At 59.7% G+C, this 15,897-nt stretch carries 19 protein-coding genes and 1 tRNA gene; 9 read left to right on the top strand and 11 right to left on the bottom strand.

All coding sequences use genetic code 11. The features are described 5' to 3' along the window. Positions 1-79 precede the first annotated feature (79 nt). The 5 genes from AB8B02_RS05750 to AB8B02_RS05770 all read left to right on the top strand — a co-directional run bounded on the left by AB8B02_RS05750 (position 80) and on the right by AB8B02_RS05770 (position 3,863). A complete protein-coding gene (locus tag AB8B02_RS05750; RefSeq protein ID WP_068738416.1) occupies positions 80-655 on the top strand; it encodes a TRAP transporter small permease in 576 nt (191 codons plus the stop codon). Next, the gene (locus AB8B02_RS05755) at positions 652-1,977 is read left to right on the top strand and encodes a TRAP transporter large permease (RefSeq protein WP_175366840.1); all 1,326 of its coding nucleotides are present in this window, start codon (positions 652-654) and stop codon (positions 1,975-1,977) included. Before AB8B02_RS05750 ends, AB8B02_RS05755 begins: the two co-directional genes overlap by 4 nt. Positions 1,978-2,115: 138 nt before the next feature. After that, positions 2,116-2,769 (top strand): Spy/CpxP family protein refolding chaperone, encoded by a 654-nt coding sequence (locus tag AB8B02_RS05760; protein WP_439063371.1) that lies wholly within the window; start codon positions 2,116-2,118, stop codon positions 2,767-2,769. A gap of 173 nt (positions 2,770-2,942) precedes the next feature. Continuing rightward, positions 2,943-3,018 (top strand) — tRNA-Lys (locus AB8B02_RS05765). Between the two features lie 158 nt (positions 3,019-3,176). Continuing rightward, complete coding sequence (locus tag AB8B02_RS05770; RefSeq protein ID WP_439063372.1) at positions 3,177-3,863, top strand: hypothetical protein; 687 nt, start codon at positions 3,177-3,179, stop codon at positions 3,861-3,863. A gap of 52 nt (positions 3,864-3,915) precedes the next feature. On the opposite strand, the gene AB8B02_RS05775 is transcribed toward AB8B02_RS05770, so the two are convergent. Next, positions 3,916-4,401 carry a hypothetical protein gene (locus tag AB8B02_RS05775; RefSeq protein ID WP_439063373.1) on the bottom strand — a complete coding sequence of 162 codons (486 nt, stop codon included), beginning with the start codon at positions 4,399-4,401 and terminating at the stop codon, positions 3,916-3,918. A gap of 418 nt (positions 4,402-4,819) precedes the next feature. Here AB8B02_RS05775 and AB8B02_RS05780 point away from each other — a divergent pair, with 418 nt between their 5' ends. The 3 genes from AB8B02_RS05780 to AB8B02_RS05790 all read left to right on the top strand — a co-directional run bounded on the left by AB8B02_RS05780 (position 4,820) and on the right by AB8B02_RS05790 (position 6,583). Further along, complete coding sequence (locus AB8B02_RS05780) at positions 4,820-5,020, top strand: hypothetical protein (RefSeq protein WP_439063374.1); 201 nt, start codon at positions 4,820-4,822, stop codon at positions 5,018-5,020. 219 nt (positions 5,021-5,239) lie between these two features. Next, positions 5,240-5,869 (top strand): DUF6680 family protein, encoded by a 630-nt coding sequence (locus AB8B02_RS05785; RefSeq protein WP_439063375.1) that lies wholly within the window; start codon positions 5,240-5,242, stop codon positions 5,867-5,869. A 66-nt stretch (positions 5,870-5,935) separates the two neighbouring features. Beyond that, the gene (locus AB8B02_RS05790; RefSeq protein WP_439063376.1) at positions 5,936-6,583 is read left to right on the top strand and encodes a hypothetical protein; all 648 of its coding nucleotides are present in this window, start codon (positions 5,936-5,938) and stop codon (positions 6,581-6,583) included. Between the two features lie 21 nt (positions 6,584-6,604). Here AB8B02_RS05790 and AB8B02_RS05795 read toward each other — a convergent pair whose 3' ends face one another. Genes AB8B02_RS05795 through AB8B02_RS05805 form a run of 3 tightly spaced genes read right to left on the bottom strand, consistent with a single transcriptional unit; the run spans position 6,605 to position 9,709 of the window. Further along, the gene (locus AB8B02_RS05795; protein WP_439063377.1) at positions 6,605-7,408 is read right to left on the bottom strand and encodes a hypothetical protein; all 804 of its coding nucleotides are present in this window, start codon (positions 7,406-7,408) and stop codon (positions 6,605-6,607) included. A gap of 27 nt (positions 7,409-7,435) precedes the next feature. Then, the gene (locus tag AB8B02_RS05800; protein ID WP_439063378.1) at positions 7,436-7,732 is read right to left on the bottom strand and encodes a hypothetical protein; all 297 of its coding nucleotides are present in this window, start codon (positions 7,730-7,732) and stop codon (positions 7,436-7,438) included. A gap of 9 nt (positions 7,733-7,741) precedes the next feature. Beyond that, positions 7,742-9,709, bottom strand: a complete 1,968-nt coding sequence (locus AB8B02_RS05805; protein WP_439063379.1) for a hypothetical protein — start codon at positions 9,707-9,709, stop codon at positions 7,742-7,744. A gap of 210 nt (positions 9,710-9,919) precedes the next feature. On the opposite strand from AB8B02_RS05805, the gene AB8B02_RS05810 reads away from it, so the two are divergent. Then, on the top strand, positions 9,920-11,176 hold the full coding sequence (locus AB8B02_RS05810; RefSeq protein WP_439063380.1) for a glycosyltransferase family 87 protein: 1,257 nt from the start codon (positions 9,920-9,922) through the stop codon (positions 11,174-11,176). On the opposite strand, the gene AB8B02_RS05815 is transcribed toward AB8B02_RS05810, so the two are convergent. From AB8B02_RS05815 to AB8B02_RS05845, 7 genes are all read right to left on the bottom strand, one after another. Next, on the bottom strand, positions 11,173-12,573 hold the full coding sequence (locus tag AB8B02_RS05815) for a hypothetical protein (RefSeq protein ID WP_439063381.1): 1,401 nt from the start codon (positions 12,571-12,573) through the stop codon (positions 11,173-11,175). The two genes, AB8B02_RS05810 and AB8B02_RS05815, sit on opposite strands and share 4 nt — an antisense overlap. Beyond that, a complete protein-coding gene (locus AB8B02_RS05820) occupies positions 12,570-12,716 on the bottom strand; it encodes a hypothetical protein (RefSeq protein WP_439063382.1) in 147 nt (48 codons plus the stop codon). The genes AB8B02_RS05815 and AB8B02_RS05820 overlap by 4 nt, the downstream gene beginning before the upstream one ends. A gap of 125 nt (positions 12,717-12,841) precedes the next feature. Beyond that, a complete protein-coding gene (locus tag AB8B02_RS05825) occupies positions 12,842-13,504 on the bottom strand; it encodes a hypothetical protein (protein ID WP_439063383.1) in 663 nt (220 codons plus the stop codon). Then, positions 13,470-13,676, bottom strand: coding sequence for a hypothetical protein (locus tag AB8B02_RS05830; protein WP_439063384.1), 207 nt, complete (start codon positions 13,674-13,676; stop codon positions 13,470-13,472). The genes AB8B02_RS05825 and AB8B02_RS05830 overlap by 35 nt, the downstream gene beginning before the upstream one ends. Positions 13,677-13,685: 9 nt before the next feature. Next, positions 13,686-13,931 (bottom strand): hypothetical protein, encoded by a 246-nt coding sequence (locus AB8B02_RS05835; RefSeq protein WP_439063385.1) that lies wholly within the window; start codon positions 13,929-13,931, stop codon positions 13,686-13,688. An 8-nt stretch (positions 13,932-13,939) separates the two neighbouring features. Further along, entirely contained in the window at positions 13,940-15,352 is a 1,413-nt protein-coding gene (locus tag AB8B02_RS05840) for a hypothetical protein (protein ID WP_439063386.1), read from the bottom strand. Continuing rightward, positions 15,349-15,693 carry a hypothetical protein gene (locus tag AB8B02_RS05845; protein WP_439063387.1) on the bottom strand — a complete coding sequence of 115 codons (345 nt, stop codon included), beginning with the start codon at positions 15,691-15,693 and terminating at the stop codon, positions 15,349-15,351. The genes AB8B02_RS05840 and AB8B02_RS05845 overlap by 4 nt, the downstream gene beginning before the upstream one ends. Between the last annotated feature and the right edge of the window lie 204 nt (positions 15,694-15,897).

Here is a 15,897-nt window from a genome sequence, read left to right on the forward strand (position 1 = left end):
GCCTGACTGCGGAATGGGGTTAGCGCAAGGTCACGCCGCGATCAGATCAATTGCCGGTTGACCCGCACTGGGGGACTAAATGTTTCTTCGCATCCTCGATCGGCTTGAGGAACTGCTGATCATGACATTGATCGCGGCCGCGACCGTGATCATTTTCATTGCAGTGGCACATCGCTACCTCGTCGGCATCCCGTTCTTCTATCCGTTTTTGTTCCCGATCCACCTGTCGTGGGCGCAGGAGCTGTGCATCTTGATGTTTGTGTGGATGGCGAAGTTCGGCGCCGCCTACGGCGTGCGGACCGGCATCCATGTCGGCGTCGATGTGCTGGTGAACCAACTCGACCCGCCCTGGCGCAAGACGGTGGTGATGTTCGGTCTGCTCTGCGGCGCGCTCTTCACCTTTGTGGTCGGGAGCATGGGCGCGAAATTCGTCTACGGGCTGATGTACACCGATCAGGTGACGCCCGATCTCGAACTGCCGAGCTGGATCATCTATCTCTGTGTTCCGCTCGGCTCCTATCTGATGTGCTTCCGCTTCCTGCAGGTTGCTCGCAAGTTCTGGCGCACCGGCGAACTCCCACATCATGACGAGACCGACGTGGAGGGGATCGATCCCGAAGCCGCCGCCGCCAGCGCCGCGAGGATCATCCGATGATCGCTGCCATTATTTTCGGACTGCTTGTTGTGCTGATGCTGACGGGCATGCCGATCTCGATCGCGCTCGGTCTCACGGTGCTGACGTTCCTGTTTTTCATGACCAACGTGCCGATCGAATCCGTCGCGCTGAAGCTGTTTACCGGCATCGAGAAGTTCGAGATCATGGCGATCCCGTTCTTCATCCTCGCCGGAAACTTCCTTACGCATGGCGGCGTCGCGCGGCGAATGATCGAATTCGCGCGGACGATGATCGGCCATTGGGCCGGCGGACTGGGCATTGCAGCCACGATGGCCGCCGCGCTGTTTTCAGCGGTGTCGGGGTCTTCGCCGGCGACTGTGGTGGCGATCGGCTCGATCATGCTGCCGGCCATGCTTTCGGTCGGCTACCCGAAGCGCTTTGCTGCCGGCATCATCGTTACCGGCGGCGCGCTCGGCAACCTGATTCCGCCTTCGATCATCATGGTGATCTACGCAGTATCGACCAGCGGTGCCGTTTACTTCGGTCCCGCCGGCGAGAAAGTCTCTTCCGCCTCGGTCGGACAATTGTTCATGGCCGGAATGATACCGGGTGTGATCCTGGCCGTCATGCTCTCCGCCACGACCTGGTATCGCGCGTGGAAGAACAACTATCCGCGCATACCCAAGGCAACCTGGGCCGAGAGCTGGCACGCCTTTCGGGAATCAGCTTGGGGCATTTCGCTGATCGTTATCGTGCTGGGAGGCATCTATCTCGGCTGGTTCACGCCGACGGAAGCCGCCGCCATGAGCGCCGTCTACGCCTTCCTGATCGAGATGTTCATCTACAAGGACATGAAGTGGAAGGACGTGCCCAAGGTTCTTCTGATCTCGGCCAGCATGAGCGCGATGATCCTCTACATCGTCACCAACGCGGTGCTGTTCTCGTTCCTGATGACCAGCGAGCAGATCCCGCAGGCGATGTCGAACTGGATCACGAACAGCGGCATCAACTGGATCACCTTCCTGCTGGTGGTGAACCTGCTGCTGCTGCTCGCGGGCAATGTGATGGAGCCGTCCTCGATCGTTCTGATCATGGCGCCGATCCTTTATCCGATCGCCGTCAAGCTCGGCATTCATCCGGTGCACTTCGGCATCATCATCGTGGTCAATATGGAAATCGGCATGTGTCATCCGCCGGTGGGACTCAATCTCTACGTCGCCTCCGGTATCGCGAAGATGGGGATCACCGAACTCTCCATTGCAGTGCTGCCGTGGCTGATCACGCTGCTGATTTTCCTCGGCCTCATCACCTACATTCCGGAACTCTCGCTGTGGCTGCCGCGATTGCTCGGGATGCTGTGACAAAAGAATTCTGAAGTGTGTTCCATCGTGAATGCATATTCAGAAAACGAACACATCCGGAAAACATATGGCCAAAGCGTAAGTTGAAGGTCCGGCGGCGCGGGATCATCTTCAGGTGACTTTCCAAAGGAGGTTGCCATGAAGAAGATCTTGCTCGCCGGTGCCGCTGTCGCCGTGATCGCCGGTTCCACCGCGGTCTATGCCCAGCACCGTCCATGGATGCATCATCACGTCCGGATGAATCCGGAAGACCGCGCTGCGTTCGCCGATGCGCGCATCGCTGCCGTGAAGGCCGGGCTCAAGCTGACGCCGGACCAGGAGAAGATGTGGCCGGCGGTAGAGAGCGCTGTGCGCGATTTCGCCAAGCTGCGCATCGACCGCGCCAATGCGCGCATGGAAGAGCGCAAGAACCGCGACGACGACGCGAAGCGGACCGACACGCCGGACAATCCGGTCGCCCGCCTGCAGCAGCGCGCCGGCGACATGGCCGCCACGGCCGCCGCGCTGAAGAAAATCGCCGATGCCGCCGACCCGCTCTACAAGACCCTCGACGACGGCCAGAAGCGCCGATTGGCAGTGCTGACCCATATGGACCGCGGCTTCGGCGGCGGGGAGGGCGGCTGGCGTCACCGTGGCCCGCGACCCGGCTTCGAGCGCGGCAGCTTCGAAGGCGAGGGATTCGGCCCTCCCGGCGTCGATCGCCCGCGTTTCGGCGATGACGACGATCGCGGTCCCGGCGGCCCCGGCGACAGATTCGACCGCGACGCCGCACCGGGCGCCGAACGGCTCTGACGCGACGCAGTTTTCCACTGTCGCAATGACGAAGAAGCCGCTGAAATCCAGCGGCTTTTTCGCATTTTTGCGATTGCGAAAAACGGTGCAATTTTTGTGACAGCGTCGCTGGACATCCCCGGATCGCTTTGCTAAACGACGCCGTCCCCACGGGGATATCCGGATCTGGATCCGGGCGCATAGCTCAGTTGGTAGAGCAGGTGACTCTTAATCACCGGGTCCTAGGTTCGAGCCCTAGTGCGCCCACCAAAAACCCAGAAGACACATAGACTTACGAGTATAGCGAGCCACTTATTGTGTCCGCTTCGTATCGTGTCCGCTTAGTGTCCGTAAAACGCGTTCTCCAAACGTTTTTATTTCCAGATCGGCGCCGATTATCCCGCGCTAAATGATAAGGCGAATCGTAAATGCTACGCCGAACCAGATTTGGTTTCCTTCGCGCTTTCGTGCAGCAGTACGGCGCTCTGAAGATGTCGGCTTCAGGATACGATTTTGGTCATATCGCCGAAGCTGCCCGCATGGCGAATGCCGTTTTCATTTTGCTCGGCCCACGTTCCCGAAGCCACACTTCCATTATCGATGCGCTTGGCTGGACACCCAGCATGATGACGTCCCGTCCGTCGGGCAGTTTGCTCTGTATCCAGTGCATTCCGATCGAGCAAGTCGGGGAGCGGCCGGCCTCATGGTTTATTCAGGCATTACCCGCGGGCAGGGATGCTGTTGTCGCAGCTGCCGAGCAGTTCGACGTTAGCCAATGGTGGAATGAGGTCATCCTAACAAAGGAGGAAGGTTCGCTTTCTCGCCTAGACCTCGTCCGGATCGTTCGCGATCGTGATGGTGGAGCGCACCTCGACAACAGCATTACATCGAAGGCTTATAAGTCAGTCCTTTTGACGGGCGCGGGCTTCAACTATGCGCCCGCTGCCGACCAACCGACGCAGCCCGTAGAGAATTCGATTGAAGCTATTATTCGTCAGATCGGATTTGAAGTAGTCCACTCACTTCAAACTAAGTACTTCGCCGCGAATATTGAGCTTCAGCAGATCGCTGCAACGGGCGACGTCGCAATTTTCAAAGAAGATCCGTCGCCTTGAAACCCGCCGGCCGTAGCCGACGGGCAAAAGTACCCGTACCCTTACTTTTTGGTCAGGCGACCACCCGCTGGTGATGCCCTTCGAACAGGCTAGGTACCTGCTCCATGTAGCCGTCCATGTCGGCGATGCCGGAATCATCCGGCTCCCCACCGTCGTGCTCGTCCTCATAGTCGAGTCCGGCGTTAGCCACCGACCACTGCTGCTGGCTTCCGGACATAGTCGGGTTGGCCGAGCCCAGCGATGGCTCGTCGTCATTGCCGTCCTCAAGCTCGCAGTCATCTTCCTCTGCGTCGTCGTGGGCTTCCAGAGCGTAGTGATAAGCGTTCTGACTGACTGAGGCGAGGTTCTGCTCGGCAGGGTCGGGTTCGAGGTCGACGTCGCCATCTAGTTCGTCGCAGAGGTCGATCAGGTATTCGATCTGCTCTTGCGCTTCCTGCCGCAGGCGGCTGAGAGCCTGGAAGATTTGCTCCGGCGTCAGGTCGACTCGTCGATAGATCGCATCCAGGGGTGACCCTGGCTTCTTGGTGGGGGTTTTCATGATCAGTGCTCTGTCTTGAAAGGGCTTATCAGGGCCCTCGCAGCGGGACAGCCGCTGCAGCCGGGGGCTGATAACTTGCCAGAGCGACAAGCCGGACGCTTTTAAGGGTTGCCCCTCTGGACAGCACGTCCGCCCCCGGCCATAAAGGCAGGGTTCGGATCCGTGCCGCCAAGCACGTCCGTCGAGTTAGTGCACGAAATGCACAAACTCATTCAGCCGTCACCCCCGACGCCAATCGGGAGCATCCTGACCAAGGATGTGCGGCTATAGCTCTGGTCCGGGTTATCAGGCCCACGGACATGCTTTCACTGATTTGCTTAAAAATCCATCCCCATCGGGGCGCTTTCGTGCGCTTGCCGCCTACGCCACGGCTCCAGTAATGATGCCAGCCGAGTCGCCGGCATGATGGAGAGGACGCATGTGGACGTTGGAAAGTGATTACTACCTGAAGGGAAGCAAAGATTTTGTTTCCGAGGCCATGGCCCTAAAAGACGCCGAGGTCTGCTTCATACTCGGGGTGCCAACCACCCGCCTGCTGAAAGACGGCCAGGAAGTGATGGACCGGGACGGGCTGCATCGCCGCGTGCTGCGGGATAATCCCAAGCTCGCCAAGTCGTAAAGGCATCGGCGATTGCCGCGGTAACCGCGGCAAAGCCGCGGGAGCATGTCTCTGACCACACGAAGCTATTTCGCTTAAGGTCAGAATTTCTGACCTTTTGAGCACAGAGCGGGCTCGGGCGTCGCTCTGTGTAAACCGTGCATAGTCGCGCGCCCGACTCTCGCGCTAAGAGCGAATCCTGCCATCCTGATCGCATCGCGCGAATCAGAGGATTTTCAATTGCCTATTGAATGGTGGGTCGTCATCGCAACCGTAGCCGGCCCGATCTTGGCGGTGCAAACACAGAAGTGGATCGAACGCGCTGGCGAGCGATCTAAGCGGCGACAATGGATTTTTACCGCTCTTCTCGCCAATCGGGCGACGAGGCTGCACGACGATTACGTCAAAGCTCTAAATCTTATCGACCTCGAATTTGCGCCGAAGAGATTTGGTGGCGCTGCCGACCGTAAAGTCGTCGAGGCTTGGCGATCGCTGTTTGGCAACCTGGCACACGCGGCGCCGAAAGACACTGCTGATCCCGCGGACTTTAGGGCTTGGAACGAAAGATCGAGCGAATTACTGGTCGAGTTGCTTTCCGTGATGTCCACCGCCGTGGGTTACACTTTTGGCAAAGAAGAACTGCGGCGTGGCATCTACTATCCGCAGGGACGCGTGGACCTCGAGCAATCGCAGCTTTCCATCATGCATGGTCTCGCAATGATCATACAAGGTCGAGCCTCTTTGCCTATGAGAATCACCGAAATTCCGGGTTCGGAGGAGACCGCAAAATTGCAGGCAGCCTTAAACGAAAAGATGGTTTCGGCATACGGCGACGACGGAGCGTTAAAAATACGAGTGCTACCAAAATGACCAGCAGCGCCCATTCGATGAGATTGCTTACGCCGATGGCCACACTTATCAGCAGCGAGGTCGTCGATGGCGTTTAATGCAATTGTGCAAACTCGGATGAATTTTGCTACACAACACCTGCTTGCAGCGTCTCGTTTTTCAAAGACTGTGTATGATGTGGAGCAAGCGAACCATGGTGCTCAGTTTGGCGATTTTTATAATGAGATCCTGCACAATGCCAGCGCGTGCATTCTTTCGGCGGGCGCAAGCTTAGAAGCTTATCCGAATGAAATATTTGCCGACAAAGCAAAACTGTTTCCCGATCATTCGACGAAGTTGCTCGAGAAATTTTGGTCAACATTTGAGCGAAAACCGTCGATCGACAAGTTTCAGATGGTCTTGTTTCTACGTGACAAACCCGAACTAGCGCCGGGGAGCGATACTCTAAGAAACGTTCGAACACTGATTGAACTTCGCAACGCGCTGACCCACTTCAAACCTGAATGGTCCGGCGAGGCAGCCAGACATGTGCAGATCTCCAGGACTTTGGACGGTAAATTTTCTCCGAGCCCTTTCTTGAATGACTCCAACGTTTTCCCGCGTCGCTGGGCAACTGCCGGGTGCACGCGATGGGCTATTAAAGCGTGCCTTGAATTCGCCAGCTTGTTTGAAGTTGCGGCCGATCTTCCTTCTAAATATAGACCAGATGTATACTCATACGACGGCGTGTCCTGAGCAGAGCGCGCAGTGGGGACTTCAAATACCTCTTCTGAGCCTCTGAATCTCCGGCGCGCGGATGGTTTCACCGGCGCGCAAGCGGCGCTCTACGGCATCCCGCACCGCCAACGGCGTTGATGGCGCCGACAACGTGAACAGCGCATCCCGCGATAGCTTCTCGACGAGCCATATACGATCGCCATACAATCGCGCTGCGCTTAGCACCTGGCCGCATTCGTTCGGGTGAAGCCCAAAGCGATCGGCCGCTGCGCGCGTGATCGGGCTTGTCGAGTGCGGCCCCTTGACCTTCAGTAGCTCCAGACCCTGTTCAATCGCTCTGCGGGCCGCACTGGTGCGGTTGGGCTGTGGCGGCGCCGGCGGCGCGTCCATTTCCGCAAACACCCTGGCGAGCTTGTTGCGCAGCGCCATGGCGTAATAGTTGCCGATCGTCCGCTCCCGGAAAAGATCGAGCGCGCGCATTGCCTGCAGCATTTCCATGAGCGGGATCTGATCGAACGCCTCAAGCCACTGGCCGCCGCGCGCCACCCACTCGGGATGCTGATTGATCACGTTGGAGACTGCACTGACGACAGGTTCGACCAAGGCATTCTCGTTGCCCTCAGACTCCGTGATCGTGGCGATGAGGAGGACGATGTGCCCCTCATCGTAGAACTGCAGGAGGCGCAACAGGCGAGCCCGAACCGCGGCGTCGATCAGCGGTCGCTCGAGCCGTACCAGAAGCCGCTGCAGGCGATCAGGGTCAGGCGGACTGATCGAAACCGTCGGCCGTGCGGCCGGCGCTGCCTTGACCTTTGGCCCGGTAACCGCCGCTACATTCGGCATGTCTGATGCTCCGCGTTAGTGCGACGTCTAAGATTCCTTGGGATCTTGATTGTCCACGACGATCCGGAGGTGGCGAGCCACAGGATCGGTTCTAATCTCCGGCGCACCGCAGGCTGCTACAAGCCCGCGAAACACAGAGAGGGACTCGCCGATAAAGTTGCTGTCTTCTCGCGATTTTGAACCGCTTAAGTGTTGTTGAAGTCTTTCGTCGACCGAGGCGAAGGTCGCTTCCATCGCTTTTCTGTCGAGTTTCTTGGTCTCGATCAGGTGCATTACTAAAGCGCCGAACGCTAGTTCGATGCCAAGGATTTCAGCATTGCCCATTTTGTCTTCCTACATGCCAGAGTTCAGCATTCCGCGCTGGCGAGAGTGATATGTTAGCTCTTCGCGCACCACCTGCCGCATTGATTCTTTGACTGAAGATGCGATGGCCGCAGCATCCGTCGGGGCCGTTCCCTCCGGCACAGAAATGTGGATCCCGCCGCTGAAGGTGATGCCGGCCGGCTGATTATTCTGACCGAACGGCAGGCGCGTCACGCCACCCGCGGGGTTCAGCATCCCGCCGTCGGCAAAGCCGGGCAGGTATGGCTTGGATATGTGATTTGGCACCACCGTAACGCCGCGGTTGTGCACGTTGATCAGCTCGGGGCCTCGCTCGCCGACCACGCCCCAGCCGCCGCGCAGCATCCCGCCGTTGGCGTATCCGGGGAGAGGCCCGACGAAGCTGCTGGTGCCAAAGCCGGGGAGTTCACCACCGCCGAACATGCCCTGAAGGCTGCGCATCAATGGCTGGACGATCAACATTTTGACGATCATCTTCTCGATGTCGCCGATAATCGACGTGGCCATGGACGAGAAACCGTCCTTGAGCGACGTGGTGCCCATCAGCATCGATGAGAAGCCGGTGGTCAGGTTGGTGTCGAGGGTGCCTGAGATGGCCCTCAGTGCATCGTTAGCGCGCATGCCGGACGCTTCAAGGCTGTTGAGCGCCGTGGCGACGTCGGGATATAAGCCACGCAACTGAGCGGCGATCTGTGCGTCTTCAGGGCTGAGCAGCGAGGTCCGCCGTCCAAACCCGATGGCGTCGGTCACACGCGACCGCTCCAGCGCCATGGCCGCATCAGCAGCGGCCTGGCCAAGCTCCTTCAGCTTCGCCACCTGCGCCGCCGTAGCGAGCCCACCCTTTTGCTGAGCAGCCTCGAGCAACTGCGCTTCCGTTCGCAGGCGAGCATGCTGACCGACGGTCTCTCCGACGGCCAGCGCATCGGCCTTCATGGCGGCAACGTGCTTGTTCGCGGAGATGACGGCGCTATCGAACGGATCCCGTTGTGGAGCTCGGACGCGATTGGAGAGGCCGAGGCCTTCGCGATCTTCCTTCGTTGCCGTTCCCTGCAACAGGCGGAGACTGCGCTGCATCTCCTTGACCTTGTCCGCGGCCAACCCGGCCTCCTGGGAAGCAGTGAGCAGCTGATTAGCCACGCCAGCGAGGGCCGGATTGGAGTTGCCGATGTCGGCGATCGCGTTCCGGAATTTCTCAATGGCAGGCGCGCCCAGGGCGATGGTGCCGCTGAGCTCCTCCAGCGCGTTCTTGAAGGGCCCGAAACCGGCCGAGATGTCGAAGGCGCTGGCGCCGGTGATATCGCCCATCGGGTTGCTCGGCGCCGAGACGGGCACCTGGCTGCGCAGGAACGACGAGGTCTGATCCCTGATGTTCGACTGCAGGGCGTTGATGTTCTGCGACGTCTGCAGCTCGAGGATGGCCTTGGACTGATCATAGAACTTGCCGGCTTTGTCAGCTGCGTCCCGGTAAGCGTCTTTCACCGCGCCAAGCAGCCGCGCTTGCTCGGAGAGCGTGCTCTCGACCGTAGGGCCGTTGTTGGCGGTCAGTGCATAATAGGCCGTCGACGCTGCGGTGATGGCCTGCAGTGCCAACGATGCGGCGTTGTATGAGCCAAGCATCTTCGTGAAGCCGGCTGCCAGCCCGCCAGAGCTCGCGGAAGTGGCCGCGACGTTCATCCTTGTGAGGGCATTCGTCGCCGTGGCCGATGCCGTCGCCATCTTTTCGGTCGTGGCATTGAAATTGGCGGTCCGCGCCTGATACTCGGCGACCGAGACGCCGGCGCGCGCTGCCGCCGCTGCGATTGCGCCGGTCGCAGTCGCGGCCTTGGTGCTCGCCTGTGCCAGCCGATCGGCGGCATCCTCGGCCGTCTTGCTGGCCGCCGCGAGGTTCCGAAGATCGTTGGTGGCGGCTTTGGCTTGGCTGCTATCGACCGCGAGGCCCAATTGCGCGACGTCTGACAATCTCACCTCCCTGATGCAACAAACCAATCAACTGTACGATTAGTACACTTAATGCGACGCATTTGGTAGCGAAAGGTGAGGGGAGGCGGCACAAGGGCAGCGATGGTCATGGTAGCCATCCTGGTTTGGAGTAACTGAGCTGCCGCACAACCATTGCTGGAGACATGGAACCGTGTCAGATCTCTCGCTTGGGTTGTGCTGGGGGTTACGATGCTTCGAGGTTTTGTTGCCAAGAATTGGGGCTGGATCGTTCTTGCCCTGGTCGCTGCGGCCTATTATCCGCGTTATGTCCGGTCCGGCGGCATGCTGCTTTATCGGCACGCGGCCGAATGCCTCTGGACGCAGCAGATCATGCAAGCGTGCGACGTAGGCTTCACATACCCACCCGCCTTCGCCTTTCTCATACTTCCCTTCGCCAGCGTCCCCCTATGGCTAGCCGTGCTCATTTGGTACGTCATTACGCTGGCCTGCACGGCGCAGTGCCTTATCCTTTGCAAGGAAATCGCTCAGGAACAGATACCCGGCGACTGGACTGGCACGCGGCTAGTCACCTTTGAGACGCTAAGTTTTCTTATCAGCCTAAAATTCATTCTGGCTGTGTATGAGGATCAAGCGTTCGACATGCTGGGGCTAGTCTTCGTTCTGTTCGGCATCCGAGGCCTGATGCGAAATCAGAACTACTCCGCAGGCGTCGCGCTGGCGATTGCTGCCGCCGTCAAAGTCACTCCGCTGATATTCCTGCCCTACCTAATCTTCAGACGAAGATTTGCCGCGGCGGGCATCTTTCTCGCCGCTTTGGTGGCGATCTCGTTTTTGCCAGATCTCTTTTTTACTCCAAAGGGATCCTCATCCGGCTACTTCATGACCTGGCTAAAGGAGATCGCAGCGCCCGGCCTATTCGATAAAGCAAACGCTTCGCGATATGCGTTTTGGGATACGGCCAACCCTCTCAATTTATCGCTGCGTGGGATGGTTGCTCTAGCGGTTGATCAGACCTCGGCACAGGAGCATTTTGCTGCGATCTATCGGGCGACTCAGATCGCGTTCGTACTCGCCGTCGGACCGCTATTTCTCCTGACAAGACGCTGGCAGATGACAGCGATAGAGGGATCTTTGCTGATCATCGCGATGCTTATGCTTTCTCCAATGTCGGGGCGCGGGCACTTCGTCCAACTCATGCTGCCCTTCTGCATTCTCGTCGCGGCTTGTTTGGTCGATCAGCGCACCAAGGCTTTTGGGATCGGAACCTTAGTGGTGAGTTTCATCTTCTGCACCGGCATTCCTCGCGATATTGCACCCAAGGCATTCAACCTTTTCATGACGATGCATAGCGACATTACATGGGGAACGTTGGTCCTCTTGCCGTACATCGCGATAATCGTCTTTCGACCGTTCCAATGGCAGATCCGCCCGGTCGCTACGGAAGCACGGCAACGACCGACTCAGACAAGCGCGGTGCTGCGCTAAGGCAGCACCGCCACGACGCATTCGGCAATGACCGTGGGCTGAACCGTCGGTAGTCTGATCTGAGTAACGCCCCCGTTGATCGACGACGCACCGCCGGTCATGCTGTTGAAGCCCTGCGAGGTTCGGAAATCGCCCGCGGCGGAGCCGTCTGCCAACTTATCATAGTATCCTGACGACCCACCGGGATCGCCCTGATGATGAAGAACGCTGCCGTTAACGATCCCACCATCTAGCGACTGCACTGTCACCGTTCCGCTTACAGCAACACTCAACCCGACGTTCGGCAGCTGACTCTGATCAATCAATCTGTTCTTAGCACCCTGCGAGGTGTTGAGTGCGGAAGCGGCGTCGAGATTGGTTGCCGAAGGATCTCGGCCAGCAATCGTTTTACCCACGCAATTGGTGACGCCTACAGTGGTTGAGTCACCACCCGAGCCGTAGCCGGTGATGAAGGCGCGGATGGATTGCGAGCCATTCGCCGTCGCTCCTGTCCCGGACATCACGATCGTAGATGACGTAACACTGACGATAGTCGTTCCAGCTGGAATGCCGACACCTTCCAACGGCATGCCGGCGCCCAGTCCGGCCGTGTTGGCAACCGATGTGATCGTAGTGTTGCCAGCCGTCAGCGTTCCTGACTGCACTCGTGTAGCGGCGGCAAAATAGTCGGGATAGGTCGCGCGCGAGATCGCTTGGCCGGTGCCATAGACCGTTTTTACCGGGATGGTTCCCCACTGACCGTAGAACACAGTACCGACAGGCGTAGCCGGATTTGTGACCGCGCTGCCATCGATCTTCGCTACGGCCACTCGCCAATTACCGGCCCCGAGGTGAAGCGCTTCAGCGAGATCACCAGCCGTCGCCACGTAATCCCGCTGGCCCGGCAGGATCATCGATGTGGCGTTGTAAGTCAGTGGCGTCGCGCTGTTGAAGATAAGCTTCTTGATGACACCGACAGGGCAGCCGGAGCCAAAGCTGGTAATTGTCGTGGTACCGGTGACCGTCTGCAGGCCGGACGGTGCCGCGCAAATATCTGTGGTGGCCGCCGCAGTGATCGACGCGTTGCCGCCGCCGATCGGTGGCGACCAAACATGATTGGTTGCGTCGATCGCGCCGACAGCCACCCACGAATTGCCGTCATAGCGACGCTCGACGTTCGGAGTGACCGAGGTATCGAGCCAAGTCTGCCCCTTGATCGGAACTGCCGTGCAATCCGTCGCCGGGGCCGAAGCGCCGGAGTTACCGGAAATCAGTGCTTGAAGGGCCTGATTGATGAACTGCGTCATCGATAGGCCCGACACAGTGCCCGTCGTCGGCAGACAACCGGATCCCTGTGCGGCCAATGCTGGCGAAGCCAGCGCCAGCCAAGCGACCGCAGCCAAATAGCGCATCTTCATTTCTGATCTCCCATCTTGAGGCCGCAGGCGATCAGATCGTCCTGCATGACATTTCCGGTGCACGGCTTTGGCCGCGCGATGAATACGAAGGCGATGACAGCGAGCGAAAGAGCCGCCAGGCCGATTAGAATTTTCTGCTGCACATCGTTCTCCTTGATCCGCGCCAGTACATCCGTGGTCGCAAATAAGATGGGAGCGCGCCGCCGGCGTCGGATGCCACCAGCGGCGCTATTGCGGGGCGAGGACCTCAAAGCCGTGCCCCGCAGGTTCATGCTGCAGCCTTGTCGAGGCCTGCCATCCGGGCCGTAGCCAACCGCTGGGCTGGATCGCTAACGCCGCGGGCAAATTCGTGGATCAGCGTTTCCGCGTGCGCCGCCAGGCCATCGATCTGCGTGAGATCGGCTTCCATTGCTTTCGCCTCAGGATCGATCACCGCGCCGAACAGGGCGGAGAACTGCAGGCTGTAATCATTCCGATCGTCTCGGCTTTGGAACTCCAGCCGGATTGCTTCGGCCCGTGCGACGCTCTTTTCCTCGATCGCATCCTTGAGGTGCGCGATCAGCTGCGGCGTGGCGGTGCGCTTGAGCGTTTCGAAGGTGCCCATTCGCAGTTGGGCGTCGAGCGCTGGATCTTCCGCAAACTTGGCCTTCCGCCGGATGGCTTCCTGCGAGTAACGAGGCAGGGCGTCTCGCGCGACTTGCCGGCGCTTGCCCATATCATCGCGAGTGGCGCTGATCTGCTTCAGCACATCGTCGCGAATGTCCTGCGCATATTGCCGCCGAGCCTCAGCGGTGAGGCCGGGGTCGAGCTTCGCGATTCGGTCGTTTCCCGCCGCGATCAACCGTTGCACCTGCGCAAGCGCCGCTTTCTGTGAAGGTACGGTCATGGCGTTGCTCCTATGCGGGTTCGTACTGAGTATTTTCGACAGCAAGAATCTCTCGAGCGTCGACTGAGAAATACGCGGCGATAGATCCCGTTTTGGTGTCTCGGAGCTTCACCTTGTCGCCGGGCTGCCGCGGCGCGCGGTATGAGCCCTTGGTCTCTGCCCCGGTATCGAAAGCGTCGTCGTGACGCTCGGTGTCTTTGTCGCCAACATTGAACATGCTGTGCTCCTATGGTGTCGGTTTTGCTGGGATGTCATCGCCGGGGCCGCCGCCGATGTTGGCCCGGTCGTATTTGTGATCGTCGCGCGGATAGTCCTGGCTTTGCTGGCCTTGAAACTGCGGCGCGCCGCGCGTGTCGGTCGTTTCAGCAGCGCCCGGCGGAAATTTGCCGCGCTCGGTCTGCTCTGCGACTTCCACCTTGCGACCACCGCGCAGATGCTCGATCCGATTTATTGCCTTGCTCGCTGGTCCCATGGGATGGCCTATCTTGCGACTTGGTAGACGCCGAACGCGGCTACCGGGGCGGTGAATTTATCGGCGTTTGCCACGCACCAGACCGCGCCCGCTGCGGCGTTGATCCAGTCATCATGTTCGCCGGGGAGATGGTCGACGCGCGATCCGCGCAGGACGAGGCCCAACCCTTGCTCCAGCAGCCGCGGGAGGTCAGGGAGCTCGATCTCGCCGGCGTTGAGCATCGGCTCCATTTCCTCGTAGAGCTCGGTCTTGGGCACCTTGCACGAGGTGTAGGTGATGCCGTGTCCTTCGAAGTCGAAGCGGAAGGTTTGGCCTGCGTACGCATCGCCGGTCACCCGGCGGATGCCATAGGCCTTCAGCTGCCTCACGAAACGTTCGACGGCGGTCCGGGGATTGAAGGGGACGTCACCAGCCTGTCGCATCACAAGATCGACGATAGACTTGCCGTCCTCTTCGTGGGCGATGCCGAGCGTGGCGTCATCCGCGCTGCCGCCGCTCATATCGACGAAGCCGTAGTACTTCTGTCGCGCATCGAAGGGCAGGGACGTGCGGCCCTTGTCGATCGCCCTGGTGAAGCTGTCGGGATCGAAGAACGCACCGTTGGGCGCGCCTGGCAGGTTGAGATGCAGGCGGCGAAACTTGTGCGACGGCAGCCGGCGCCGCTGCTGATCGATATAGCCCATGCCCTCGGGCCACGATCCCATGGAAGGGTTGGCGCGGCACTCGGGCGATAGACTGGCAAGGGCAGGGTCGGTGCAGTATTCGCCAGAGTACCAGCTGAACAGGAAGCGGGGATCGTCACCGACCTTGCCGCGCTCTTTCAGGTCATGCAGCGGGATGCCCGGTGCGTTCCAGAGCGTGTCATAGCTGGTGATCCACATGCGAGCGTCGGACCGCGTCGGGTCCATCGCCAGCGCTTCGAGCAGATCGTAGTCGCGCCAGCCGTGGATCTCGTCGAGGCCAAGGAACAGGTACGTCTTGCCATGGGCGCCGATGCTGTCGCGCGCCGGCAGTATCTGCAGGAAGCCGCGGCCATCGACCCGCTTGATCTCCTCCGAGAACACCGTGACCTCGTCGCCGATCTCGTCAGCGTTGGCCTCGATCAGCTTCTTTGCCAGGCTGAGGTCGTCACCGGCCTGCTTGAGGTCGTTGGCGATGATGAAACATTCGTTGCCCTGCGGACTGTCCAGGCAGAGAAGGCAGTACAGACCGGCCAGCACCAGGTCCGCGCTCTTCCAGTTCTTCTTGCCGCGGCCTGCCAGCACCATGTTGTAGGCAGGCGTGATGCCGTCCGAGCAGTAGGTGTCGAAGGCCTGGACGAACAGGTCGCGCCGGTACTGCTCGATCGTATCCAGCAGCGGCCGGCCGTCGATCCAGCGCAGGGTGGCGAAGAACTCAAGGGGTGAGGGATGGCCGGTCATCCTGCCGACCTCATCAGGCGCTCGCGCATGGGCCGTACAGTGCGGGCTGGTGCATCACCTATGCGGAGCGCGCGGCGTGCACGGTCAGCCAGGTTCTCGGCTTTGATCAGGTCACCGGCTGCTACCGGTTCGCCGCGCAATGAGCGGGTGCGCAGCGTCTCTGCCGTCACCTGGAGCTCTGCTGCCCGCTGCACCGCGTCACGCTTCAGTGGATCAAGCACACCGCCCAGCGCCTTGGCGAAGGTGTCAGCCACCTCCCGAACACGGCGTGCCGCAGAGGTTCGCCCATCCAGGCCGGCTATCCAGCCGTTCCTCTCGTCGATCTGCGCCGTATCCGACATCGTTTGCGATCCAACTATCCATCATCAGCGAGCTATCAATTAGCTCAACATGCCGACACTGTGCGGACACGGAAACGTGGATCGCGGTAAACCTCAAGCAAATTCAACAAGATGTCAGAACGTGGCGTATGATTACGTATCTTGTGTGAGCGTTGTCACGCGCTGTCGTCGCTACTCTCCGACAGACCGCGATGCAACGCAGCT

This window comes from Tardiphaga sp. 862_B3_N4_1, from assembly GCF_051811085.1.
Lineage (GTDB): Bacteria > Pseudomonadota > Alphaproteobacteria > Rhizobiales > Xanthobacteraceae > Tardiphaga > Tardiphaga robiniae.